Genomic DNA, 9,969 nt, shown 5'->3' with positions numbered 1-9,969 from the left:
GTCTTGAGTCCACACAACCCGAGATCATCAACCGGTGGCTGCGCTACGTCCGGGACCGCCACACCGCCAGATCACGAACTACGGCTGGAGTACTAGGAGCACACCGATCAGGGCGCCGGGGAGCAAGATCCACAGGAACGTGCCAACCCATTCGACCCCTGCTTTGTCGCCGGCGACCTGCGACATGAATCCGCGCAGGCCGGCCGCCCACGCAAATCCGCAGAGTCCGCCGAAGGTGAGCAACCTTGTCACATTGACGGTCGACATGCGATGCAACCGAGACCGCTCTCTGGTCGCCACCGGAACCCACCCCTCCCCCCAGGCCCACGCCCACGATAGACCCGGCAGCGCACTCGCGGCCCCAACTCTGCCCAAACGGGCCACAACGCCCTTTCACGCCTCCCGGCGCCAGCGGCACAGCGCCGAACATCGGCACCGTTAGTGCCTGAGATCGCCCGCTCAGACACGCATCGTCGCAGGTCAGCGCCGTGCGCCACGCCGAATCCGGAGAGGGTGACCAAAGTCAGGAGGGGATGTCTGTAGACGAGATTCTGCGGCGGCTCGGCTGAATCACTTCGTTGTGGTTCGGAAAGTTCTTCGGGAAGCGCGTCATGAACTGTTCTGGGGGCCGTCACTTCTGTGAACCCATCCCCACAGGGAAGTGGAAGTGATTGGCGTGGACGGTTGTTCTTCGATGTCGCTGATGGGAACGCGCCGGCCGGGTAGGCGGGTGCATTGAGATGTCCGATCCTGTTCCTCAACGTCGCCGCGTACGGGTGTGGTTCGGGGACCACGTCGTCGCGGACTACCGGGCGGAGGCCGACCTTGCCGAACGCTACGCAGCGGCCATGTCGCGCCGGTTCGCCGGCCTGCGCGTGACCAGTGACCCGATTCCCGACGCCGACCCCGGCCCGGACCGCGCGCTGCCGGGCGAACGGCTCTGGGAGGTAGCCCCGAAATGACGGCCCGTCGCTTCCGGCTGATCCGCCATCATGACGTCTCCGGTATCAGTGGCACCGGGCCCGTCGCCGAGGGCGTCCAGTTCACCGACGGAGCGGTCGCGCTCCGCTGGTACGGCGAGTACCCGACCACGACGGTCTGGGACGGTATCGAGTCCGTCGTCGCCATCCACGGCCACGGCGGCGCCACCGAGGTCGAGTGGATCGACCCGGAACAGGGGCCCGACCCCGACCTGAGACTGCCACCGCGTCAGTCCCTCCCACCGAGACCTTGGCCGGATCTGCACTCCGCCCCCGAGCCACAGGACCCCGACCCCCTGCACCGCGACGGCGACAGCGGCAGCCGTTCGTACGGCGGTGCGCCGCCGGCTGGCTGGTCGTCGTACCGGGTGTTCCGATGAGCCGGACCGGGTCCGGCGCCGCGGACCCGGTCTGAAATCGGGTGGCCGGTGCCGAACCTCCCTTCCGGCACCGGCCGACCGAACCATCCCGTTGCCCAAGGCATCGAGTACGGCGACTACCCGGGCATGACTCGGGCCCAGCCGGACTCGCGATGCGACTGGGCCCGAGGGATCAGCGGGTCACTCCATTGACTGCAGCACGTCGAGGTTGTAGTACGTGGCCGGCCCGTCGCAGAGCTCCATCATCTTGGCGGCGTACTCGCTGGTGTCGGCGCGGTTCGAGTTCTCCATCGCCTCCTCGTACGACCCGAACTGGACGATCGCGAAGTACCGGCCCGGCTGGTCCCGGTCGGCGCAGGCCAGCGCCAGCGTCGGCGCCGAGCCCTCGCCGGAGGTCTCGCGGTTCTTGCGGAACTCGTCGTTGAGCGCGGCGACCTCGTCCGGCTTCTGCGTCCGGTACTCGATGATCTGAACGAAAGCAGCCATTTCTCCCCCTTGCCCATGGCCCCCACTCTCGGTGGTCCCTGTCTCGACACTGCGCCCCGATCGGCGTCAGCGCAAGGGTTCGGGTACGGCGGTGACCGCGCGCCCCCGCGGCATCACGAAGTGTTCGGTTCTGCCGTCAGCAGAGCAGCCTGGGTTTTGTCGGTGGCGCCTGATTGGCTTGCGGGCGTGGAGATTCTGATACTCGGCGGGACCGCTTGGCTGGGTCGTGAGATCGCGACCCAGGCGCTGGCGCGTGGGCATTCGGTCACCTGTGTGGCGCGAGGCGAGAGCGGCGGGGTGGCCGACGGGGCGACGCTGGTCGCGGCCGATCGCAGCCGGCCCAATGCGTACGACGAGGTGCCCGACCGGGACTGGGATGCGGTGTTCGAGGTGTCGTGGCAGCCCGGATTCGTGCGTGCGGCGCTGGCTGCCTTCGGGGCTCGGGCGAAGCATTGGACGTATGTGTCGTCGATCAACGTCTACGAGAAGTACGACACGCCTGGTGCCGACGAGTCCGCCGTACTGCGGAAGCCGACCGAGCTGGACGTGGTCGACCGGGAGTTGTACGGCGAGGCGAAGGCTGCGTGCGAGGCGGCGTCGGTCGAGGCGGTCAGGGACCGGCTGGTGATCGCGCGGGCCGGGTTGATCGGTGGGCCGGGGGACAAGAGCGATCGGTCCGGGGCGTGGGTTGCACGGGCGGCGCGCGCGCCGGAGGAGCCGATGCTGGTGCCGGACACGCCGGAGCTCTCCACGGCGGTCGTCGACGTGCGGGACCTCGCGTCCTGGCTGCTGGACTGCGCGACCGAAGGCAAGACGGGGACCTTCGACACACGTGGTCCGGTGGTGCCGTTCGGGGAGTGGATCGAGCTGGTACGCCAGGTCGGCAGGCACACCGGCCCGGTCGTGCTCGCGCCGCGGGAATGGCTGGAGGACCAGAAGGTCGAGCAGTACATGGGGCCGGACTCGCTGGCGATGTGGCTGACCGCGCCTGGGTACGAAGGCTGGTCGAGTCGCAGTGGAGCGGCGGCGCGCGCGGCCGGGCTGACGCACCGATCCCGGGAGTCGTTCCTCGAGGACGTCCTCGCGTGGGAGCGCGAGCTCGGCCTGGACCGCGAGCGCAAGGCCGGCCTCAGTCCGGCGAAAGAGAAGGAGTTGATCAAGTCACTGGGGGCGTAGGCCGTGTCTGGCGGTCCCGCGCCTACTGCGCGGGACCACCAGGCACGACCTAGAGTCGTGGCATGCGGTTGGTACTGATCTCGGACACTCATCTGCCGGTGCGGGCGAAGAAGCTGCCGGAGCCGGTTTGGGAGGCGGTCGAGCAGGCCGATGTGGTGATTCACGCCGGGGACTGGGTCAGCGTTGCGTTGCTGGACGAGTTGGAGGCTCGGGCTGCGCGGCTGATCGGGTGCTGGGGTAACAACGACGGCCCGGAGCTGCGTTCCCGACTGCCTGAGGTTGCCCGGGTGACGCTCGACGGTTTGTCGCTCGCGGTGGTCCACGAGACCGGGTCGGCCAAGGGCCGCGAGGAGCGGTGCGAGAAGGCGTACCCGGGGGTGGATGTGCTGGTGTTCGGGCACAGCCACATCCCGTGGGACACCACGAGTCCCGGCGGCCTGCGGTTGCTGAACCCGGGATCGCCGACGGACCGGCGCCGGCAGCCGTACTGCACGTACCAGACGGCGACGATCACGTCCGGCCGCCTGGAAGAGGTTGCTCTCCACAACCTTTGACAGGTGTTGCCCGATGCAACGGTCCTGACCTGAGCGCGGCCGGGCGTGCTGTGGTGACCGCCGTACCACCGAGTTACGGCGTCCCACGCACGCCCGGCCGACTGACGTCGTACCGGGAACTAGGCGTTCGCTGCTTCCTTGACCCGGGTCTTGAGGCGGTCGCGCACCTCTTCCGGCGTGTAGGCGCGGCGCTTCCGCTCGCCCCGCGCGATCACCACGCCCGTTGCGGCCACGCCGACGAGCCCCGCAAGTCCTACGACCTTCCATACCTTCATGGCGACTAACCTAGCGACGTGGAGACCCGGATTTCACTGGATGACGCTACGGAACTGACACGAACAGGTGACATTTGGCTGTTCCGCGGTGCCAGCGCGGCCGACCGGGCGATTCAGCTGACCACGAACAGCCCGGTCAACCACGTCGGTATGGCGGTCGTCGTCGAAGACCTGCCGCCGCTGATGTGGCACGCCGAGCTGGGGCGGTCGCTGCCGGACGTGTGGACCGGCACGCACCACCGCGGCGTCCAGTTGCACGACCTGCGGGACGCGGTGCTGGTGTGGGCACGGAAGTACGGTCAGCGGGCGTGGCTGCGTCAGCTGGACCACCCCGTGACACGGGAGATGGAGGACGCCGTACTGAAGACCGTCGCGCGGTTGGACGGTACGCCGTTCCCGTCGACGGCACGGTTGGCGTCGAGGTGGGTGCGCGGGCGGGTGCCGGCGTTCCGGCGCGGGTCGCGGGAGCTCGAGCTGGAGTCGGCGTACTGCGCCGAGGTCGTCGCGGTGACCTACGAGGCGATGGGGTTGCTGCACGGGCGCCGGCCGAACTGGTACGACCCGGGACGGTTCTGGAGCGGTGACGAACTCGAGCTGTCGCACGGCGCCCGGCTGGGCGAGGAGATCGCGGTCGAGATTCTGGCTGGCTGAAAACTGTCGGCGCTGTGTGATTGGGTTGTTCCGGGTCGGTCACCGAGCCGGAGGAGGCGCCACGGATGTATGCCGTCATCGACACCGAGACGACCGGCCTGCTGCCAAGTCATCGGCATCGGGTGATCGAGATCGCCGTGGTGCTGCTCGATGCGCGCGGGCAGGTGGAGCGCGAGTGGGTGACGTTGCTGAACCCGCAGCGCGATCTCGGACCTCAGCACATCCACGGGATTCTGACGGCCGACGTGCTGGCCGCGCCGGAGTTCGGCGACGTCGCGCGTGAGCTCGGTGGGTTGCTGGCCGGGCGGATGGTTGTCGGGCACAACGTCGAGTTCGATCTGGGATTTCTGCGGGCGGAGTTCGGCCGGCTCGGGGTCGCCGTACCGCTGATCACCGAGCGGTCGATGTGCACGATGGCGCTGGCCGGTTATCTGTATCCGGGGGCGAAGCGGACGCTCGGTGCGTGCTGCGCGGCGGCCGGGATCTCGCTCGAGGGCTGGCACTCGGCGTTGGCGGACACGCGCGCGACGGCGGAGCTGTTCGGTCGGTATTTGCAGGAGTTCCCATCGCCGCCGCCGTGGCAGTGGGCGTACGAGGAGATCCGGCGGTTGCCGTGGCCGGCGTTGCCGAGGGCGGAGTTCACGCCGACGGTGCGGCCGGTGCATGCGGGCGGGCGGCATGGGTGGATGAGCCGGATCGTCGACCAGCTGCCGCGGGTTCCCGAGCCGCCGCAGGCCGACTCGTACCTCGCCCTGCTCGACGGAATCCTCGCCGACCGCGAGATCACTGCGACCGACGCCGACCAGCTCGTCCAGGTCGCGACCGAGCTCGGGCTGACGCGATCCCAGGTGCAGGAGCTGCATCGGTACTACGTGTCCGCGCTGGCAGGGGTGTCGTGGGGCGATGGTGAGATCACCGCGGACCAGCGCAGCGATCTCGACCGGGTCGCGGTGATGCTCGGGCATCGAGTGTCCGACGTGGACGACGCGTTGCTGCGGGCGAGCTCCGGGCGGTACGTCGTACCGGCTCGTCCTGGGGCGCAAGGGTTTCCGCCGGGGAGCACGATGGTGTTCACCGGCGACATGATCGAGCCGCGCGAAGTGTGGTGGGACCGCGCCGTCGCCGCCGGCTTCGCTCCCCAAGAAGCCGTCCGCCCCGACACCACGTTCCTCGTGGCCGCCGACGTCGACAGCCTCTCCGTCAAGGCCCGAGCCGCCCGCGAGTACAACATCCCCATCATCTCCACCGAAGACTTCCGCCGCCTCCTCCCCACCACCCCCGAACACCACCCCGCCTAACCCACGCAAGGTGCGTGGGGGAGGTGCCCGGGCGGGTAGGGGAGTTGGTCGGTGGCTGAGGGGCAGCCGGTCATTTGCGTGCGGGAGGTGGAGGCCGGTGTACGCGAGAAAGTGGTTGCGTCTCGCGGGCGGTGTCTGTCGAGAGTGTTCGCAGGAGATGGGGGTGCGGGGCTCCTCGTGCGAGGTGGTCGGTGCCTGCGCGAGCGGCCGGGCAGTGTCCGCGGGGTGTTTGCCGGGAGTTGATGCGGGAGGTGGCCGGGCGGGTGGTGGGGGCAGGGCGGGTGGTGGGGGCAGGGCGGGGATGGGGGTGTGGGTAGGGTCCGGGTGTGGAGATTGGGGAGTTGGCGCGGCGGGTTTGGGGTAGTGCTCATTTGACCGGGGAGTTTGTTTTGCGGTCGGGGCAGGTTGCTACGGAGTACTTTGACAAATACCGGTTTGAGGGGGATCCGGTGTTGTTGGATGCCATTGCGGAGGCGATGGTGCCGCTTGTGCCGGGGGATACCGAGGTGCTGGCTGGGCTGGAGATGGGCGGGATCCCGGTGGTGACGGCGCTTGGTCGCCGTACTGGGTTGCCTTGTGCGTTCGTGCGGAAGGAAGCGAAGGCGTACGGGACGCGACGGCTTGCTGAAGGGGCTGAGACGTCGGGGCGTCGGGTGACCATCGTCGAGGATGTCGTAACCACCGGCGGTCAGATTGTGCTCTCCACTGAGGAACTCCGGGCCCAGGGAGCCGAGATCGCGCATGCCGTCTGCGTCATCAACCGCAACGACACCACCCCGGCACCTCTCACCGACGCCGGCCTCACCCTGCACCCCCTCCTCACCGCAGCCGACCTAGCCGCCCACGCCAACCAACCCCAACCCCGCTGACCCACCCCCATCCCGCGCTGCCTGCACCCTGCCGACCCGCCTACCCCACGCCTCGCGCTTGCCGGCACCCCGCGGACCCACCTACCCCAGGCCCCGCGCTGCCGGCACCCCGCCGCCCACCTACCCAACGCCCGCGCCGCGTGCACCCCGTGGCGGGCTTGAACACGCTGTGGGGTGTTGGGACAAGGCATGACCTGTTCAAGCCCACCACCGCATGTTCAAGCCCGCCGCCGCATGCCCACCGGCGTGGGGTCGAGCCCACCACCGCATGGTCAAGCCCACCGGCGTGGGGTCAAGCCCACCGGATCCTGTCCTAGCCCGCCGGGTGGTGTTCAAGCCCGCCAGTTGGTGAGGTGGTGGGGGCTATTCCGCTTCGGCGGCGGTTTCTTGTTCTATTTCGAAGCGGAGTTGTTTGCCGGAGCGGATGCGTTCGATGGCGGCCAGGCAGGCGGCTTCGCTCATGTGGACGCCGATCTCGCCGAGTTTGTGGCGCAGGACCAGGGCGGCGTCTTCGGGGGACCGGGCGCTGGACTCGTTGATGGCCTCGATCGTCGTGGCGGTGAGCCGCTCTCGGATGTCCGGGTGAACCTCGTGGATCTCGTGCGTGATTCTGAACTCGGTCATCGCGACTCGCTCTCCTTCTTCGCCCGTGTGGACTTGCCGCTGACTCCAGCGTAGTTCCAGGTACCCATTCCGGGCGCTCAGGACAGGACGCGATTTACGAATCCTTCAACTCGCGCGGTGAGCCGCTCGGCCCGGAGCTCCGGGGATGCGGTTTCCCCCTGCGGCACCTCGAGCTCACGCAGGCCGCGCAGGTACAGCGAGCAGGCCAGGTCGGCGCAGATGTACAGGCCGACGGTGTTGCCGTCCCGGCCGGCCGAGCCGGCGCGCCGGGCCGCGAACAGCGCCACGTCGGTGACCTGGTGCGCGGTGTTGCAGAGGTCGCACAGCCCGGTCCCGCGGCGCGGCTTGCCGGTCGCCTGGGTGTTCAGCGCGACCCCGGTGACTCCGCTGTCGCGCCGTACGACGAGGTAGGCGCGGTTGGGCGCCTTCGGGTCCCGCCAGCCGAGGTAGTCGAGGGAGTCCCAGGGCAGGTCGGTGAACCCGCGGGGCAGGGTCATCGCCTTGACCAGACTCTTGGACGAGTTGACGAACGAGCGCCTGATCTCCTCGGCGCTGAGCGGTTGCACGACGGTCCTCCGATCCTTCGGCCACCCATCACACCTGCCGCGCCGCCGCACCCGCAACCGAATATCCAGCTGGTTGCTCCCGGCAACAGTTGACCACAGGCCGGACGCGCGGCACCCCGGAGTGGACATCCGGACCGGATGGGTGAACACTGGACTATGCAAACTTCAACTAGTCCTCTGGAGGAACCGTAGATGGCCAGTGAGTACGCCGCTCTGTCCGGTGACTACACGATCGACACCGCGCACAGCCGGGTCGGGTTCGTCGCGCGGCACGCGATGGTGACCAAGGTACGGGGGTCGTTCAACGAGTTCGAGGGCGCGCTCCACCTCGACGGGGAGAACCCGGCCAACTCGTCCGGGCGGGTGACGATCCAGGCCAAGAGCATCGACACGCGCAACAGCCAGCGGGACGACCACCTGCGCAGCAACGACTTCCTGGACATGGACAACCACGCCGAGATCTCGTTCGTGTCGACCGGGATCAAGCAGGACGACGACGCCAACTTCACGGTCACCGGGGACCTGACCGTGCGCGGCGTGACCAAGTCGGTGGACATCCCGTTCGAGTACACCGGCTCGGCCACGGACCCGTTCGGCAACCAGCGGGTCGGGCTCGAGGGCTCGGTCGTGATCAACCGCAAGGACTTCGGCGTCAACTGGAACGCGGCGCTGGAGACCGGCGGCGTGCTGGTCAGCGAGAAGGTCACCCTCGAGATCGAGGTCTCCGCGATCAAGAACAGCTGAGCCTTTGACGCGGGGCCCCGCGGCTGACCGGAAGGTCGTCCGCGGGGCTCTTGCGTTGTGGGTTTGTGGCGGTGGGATCACGATCGGGGTGGGTGTGGTTGGGCGGTACGGCCGGGTGGGGAGACTGGGGTTGAGTGCCGGCTAGGTCGAGGGGTCCGCCGATGATCGACACGAGGTTCGCGCGTTGGTTCGCGCCGCTGTTCGGACGGCGCCGCGCCGGCCGCCGTACGCCTGAGGCGTTCCGCCCGCGCGGGACGAGTTCGCGCGTGAGCCGACTCGCGGCGCGGTACGACGCCGACGTCGACACCGCGTTGCAGCGGCTCTGGCCGAAGGCGCGGATCTACCACGACCGTGAGTTCACCCGGGACCGGGCCGACTTCCTGCTGGTGGTGCGCGGGCGCGGCGTGATGGTCGAGACGAAGGTGAAGAGCGACCCCGGGGTGTTCCGCGGCTCGACGCTGCCGCCGCTGCTGGATCGGCTGCGGCGGGACGGCCGGCGGCTGGTCGTCGTACTCAATCAGGGAGATCCGACGCCGGCGCGCGAGCTGGTCGCCGACAAGCTGGGCGACAAGGGGTGTGTCGTTGTCTGGTCGGGTCCGGAGCACGACGCCGACCTGCGGGATGCCGTCGAGGCCCTACTCCACCAGATGGTTCGCCACGCGTAGTCAGCAGCCGTTGGGTGTGGTGCGGCCGCCGTCGACCAGCCAGCGGGACCGGTGCTGCTGGATTCGCACCTCGTCGAGCCAGCGGGTGGGCGTGCTGGCGGGCAGGACGGCGCGGCCCTTCGAGTCGACGGTGCGGGCCTGGGTGGTGTCGTAGCAGGCGCTGACGATGACGCCGCTGGAGGCGAGGGTGCGCTTGGCCCACAGGACCCTGGTGGCGCCGGTGTTGTGGAGCTTCTTCGTGCGGTAGTACTTCGCCTGGGCGCTCATCGCCTGGAACAGGTTCGGCGTCATCACCTGCGCGAGCTGCTTGGTCTTGCTGCCGCCGCTGCGCATCATCACGTCGAGGGCGACGCGGTACTCGTAGTAGGCGCTCACGACCGGATCGGCCTCACCGACGCTGCCCACCTGCTCGGTCAGCCCGTTCTTCGAGGCCTTCTTGGCGCCCGGCGTGGAGGCGGCGACGTCGGACGACCCGTCGTTGCCGCAGCCGGCCAGCAGCAGAACCGGGATCAGCGTGGCGGTCAGCGCCAGGTTCCGAATGCGCATCGTGAGTCCGAACCTCCTGTCGGGCGCGGCGTGGCCGCTTGCGCCGTCGGGCACCCAGGAGTGCACTGAGCCAGTGCACGCCGTCCGGCACTGACCGTGTAACGCTGCGACACGGACGGTGGTCACTGTGACGTAGATCACAGTTCGCCCCCCTA

Annotated in this window: 15 protein-coding genes; 9 read left to right on the top strand and 6 right to left on the bottom strand. The window is 68.8% G+C overall.

Annotated features, from left to right (window positions below; genetic code table 11):
- Positions 1-78 precede the first annotated feature (78 nt).
- Positions 79-267, bottom strand: coding sequence for a hypothetical protein (locus ACIBL3_RS19780; RefSeq protein WP_396354864.1), 189 nt, complete (start codon positions 265-267; stop codon positions 79-81).
- A gap of 473 nt (positions 268-740) precedes the next feature.
- Here ACIBL3_RS19780 and ACIBL3_RS19775 point away from each other — a divergent pair, with 473 nt between their 5' ends.
- Entirely contained in the window at positions 741-962 is a 222-nt protein-coding gene (locus ACIBL3_RS19775; protein ID WP_396354863.1) for a hypothetical protein, read from the top strand.
- Positions 959-1,360 carry a hypothetical protein gene (locus tag ACIBL3_RS19770; RefSeq protein ID WP_396354862.1) on the top strand — a complete coding sequence of 134 codons (402 nt, stop codon included), beginning with the start codon at positions 959-961 and terminating at the stop codon, positions 1,358-1,360. The genes ACIBL3_RS19775 and ACIBL3_RS19770 overlap by 4 nt, the downstream gene beginning before the upstream one ends.
- Positions 1,361-1,540: 180 nt before the next feature.
- On the opposite strand, the gene ACIBL3_RS19765 is transcribed toward ACIBL3_RS19770, so the two are convergent.
- On the bottom strand, positions 1,541-1,846 hold the full coding sequence (locus ACIBL3_RS19765; RefSeq protein ID WP_396354861.1) for a hypothetical protein: 306 nt from the start codon (positions 1,844-1,846) through the stop codon (positions 1,541-1,543).
- 186 nt (positions 1,847-2,032) lie between these two features.
- On the opposite strand from ACIBL3_RS19765, the gene ACIBL3_RS19760 reads away from it, so the two are divergent.
- Positions 2,033-3,022 (top strand): NAD-dependent epimerase/dehydratase family protein, encoded by a 990-nt coding sequence (locus ACIBL3_RS19760; RefSeq protein WP_396354860.1) that lies wholly within the window; start codon positions 2,033-2,035, stop codon positions 3,020-3,022.
- A gap of 62 nt (positions 3,023-3,084) precedes the next feature.
- Positions 3,085-3,576, top strand: a complete 492-nt coding sequence (locus ACIBL3_RS19755; RefSeq protein WP_396354859.1) for a metallophosphoesterase family protein — start codon at positions 3,085-3,087, stop codon at positions 3,574-3,576.
- A gap of 119 nt (positions 3,577-3,695) precedes the next feature.
- On the opposite strand, the gene ACIBL3_RS19750 is transcribed toward ACIBL3_RS19755, so the two are convergent.
- Positions 3,696-3,851 carry a hypothetical protein gene (locus ACIBL3_RS19750; RefSeq protein WP_165546543.1) on the bottom strand — a complete coding sequence of 52 codons (156 nt, stop codon included), beginning with the start codon at positions 3,849-3,851 and terminating at the stop codon, positions 3,696-3,698.
- Positions 3,852-3,869: 18 nt separating this feature from the next.
- Here ACIBL3_RS19750 and ACIBL3_RS19745 point away from each other — a divergent pair, with 18 nt between their 5' ends.
- From ACIBL3_RS19745 to pyrE, 3 genes are all read left to right on the top strand, one after another.
- A complete protein-coding gene (locus ACIBL3_RS19745) occupies positions 3,870-4,502 on the top strand; it encodes a hypothetical protein (RefSeq protein ID WP_396354858.1) in 633 nt (210 codons plus the stop codon).
- Between the two features lie 65 nt (positions 4,503-4,567).
- Positions 4,568-5,800, top strand: coding sequence for an exonuclease domain-containing protein (locus ACIBL3_RS19740; protein WP_396354857.1), 1,233 nt, complete (start codon positions 4,568-4,570; stop codon positions 5,798-5,800).
- 326 nt (positions 5,801-6,126) lie between these two features.
- A complete protein-coding gene (gene pyrE, locus ACIBL3_RS19735) occupies positions 6,127-6,669 on the top strand; it encodes an orotate phosphoribosyltransferase (protein WP_396354856.1) in 543 nt (180 codons plus the stop codon).
- A gap of 363 nt (positions 6,670-7,032) precedes the next feature.
- Here the strand turns inward: pyrE and ACIBL3_RS19730 are convergent, their stop codons facing one another.
- Positions 7,033-7,293: a hypothetical protein gene (locus ACIBL3_RS19730; RefSeq protein ID WP_396354855.1), complete on the bottom strand. Its 261-nt coding sequence runs from the start codon at positions 7,291-7,293 to the stop codon at positions 7,033-7,035.
- Positions 7,294-7,370: 77 nt separating this feature from the next.
- A complete protein-coding gene (locus ACIBL3_RS19725) occupies positions 7,371-7,859 on the bottom strand; it encodes an FBP domain-containing protein (RefSeq protein WP_396354854.1) in 489 nt (162 codons plus the stop codon).
- Positions 7,860-8,051: 192 nt separating this feature from the next.
- On the opposite strand from ACIBL3_RS19725, the gene ACIBL3_RS19720 reads away from it, so the two are divergent.
- Entirely contained in the window at positions 8,052-8,603 is a 552-nt protein-coding gene (locus ACIBL3_RS19720; RefSeq protein WP_396354853.1) for a YceI family protein, read from the top strand.
- A 161-nt stretch (positions 8,604-8,764) separates the two neighbouring features.
- Positions 8,765-9,268, top strand: coding sequence for a hypothetical protein (locus ACIBL3_RS19715; RefSeq protein ID WP_396354852.1), 504 nt, complete (start codon positions 8,765-8,767; stop codon positions 9,266-9,268).
- On the opposite strand, the gene ACIBL3_RS19710 is transcribed toward ACIBL3_RS19715, so the two are convergent.
- Entirely contained in the window at positions 9,269-9,814 is a 546-nt protein-coding gene (locus ACIBL3_RS19710) for a hypothetical protein (protein ID WP_396354851.1), read from the bottom strand.
- Positions 9,815-9,969: the final 155 nt, after the last annotated feature.

Source organism: Kribbella sp. NPDC050124 (assembly GCF_044460355.1).
Taxonomy (GTDB): domain Bacteria; phylum Actinomycetota; class Actinomycetes; order Propionibacteriales; family Kribbellaceae; genus Kribbella.
This window is presented reverse-complemented; position numbering and strand designations above follow the sequence as displayed.

Bases quoted from the DNA above. Each gene is read 5' to 3' on its own strand.
- ACIBL3_RS19715 (WP_396354852.1), top strand. From the start codon at position 8,765: ATGATCGACACGAGGTTCGCGCGTTGGTTCGCGCCGCTGTTCGGACGG.
- ACIBL3_RS19730 (WP_396354855.1), bottom strand. From the start codon at position 7,293: ATGACCGAGTTCAGAATCACGCACGAGATCCACGAGGTTCACCCGGAC.
- ACIBL3_RS19710 (WP_396354851.1), bottom strand. From the start codon at position 9,814: ATGCGCATTCGGAACCTGGCGCTGACCGCCACGCTGATCCCGGTTCTG.
- ACIBL3_RS19755 (WP_396354859.1), top strand. From the start codon at position 3,085: ATGCGGTTGGTACTGATCTCGGACACTCATCTGCCGGTGCGGGCGAAG.
- ACIBL3_RS19750 (WP_165546543.1), bottom strand. From the start codon at position 3,851: ATGAAGGTATGGAAGGTCGTAGGACTTGCGGGGCTCGTCGGCGTGGCC.
- ACIBL3_RS19770 (WP_396354862.1), top strand. From the start codon at position 959: ATGACGGCCCGTCGCTTCCGGCTGATCCGCCATCATGACGTCTCCGGT.
- ACIBL3_RS19740 (WP_396354857.1), top strand. From the start codon at position 4,568: ATGTATGCCGTCATCGACACCGAGACGACCGGCCTGCTGCCAAGTCAT.
- ACIBL3_RS19720 (WP_396354853.1), top strand. From the start codon at position 8,052: ATGGCCAGTGAGTACGCCGCTCTGTCCGGTGACTACACGATCGACACC.
- ACIBL3_RS19780 (WP_396354864.1), bottom strand. From the start codon at position 267: ATGTCGACCGTCAATGTGACAAGGTTGCTCACCTTCGGCGGACTCTGC.
- ACIBL3_RS19775 (WP_396354863.1), top strand. From the start codon at position 741: ATGTCCGATCCTGTTCCTCAACGTCGCCGCGTACGGGTGTGGTTCGGG.
- ACIBL3_RS19765 (WP_396354861.1), bottom strand. From the start codon at position 1,846: ATGGCTGCTTTCGTTCAGATCATCGAGTACCGGACGCAGAAGCCGGAC.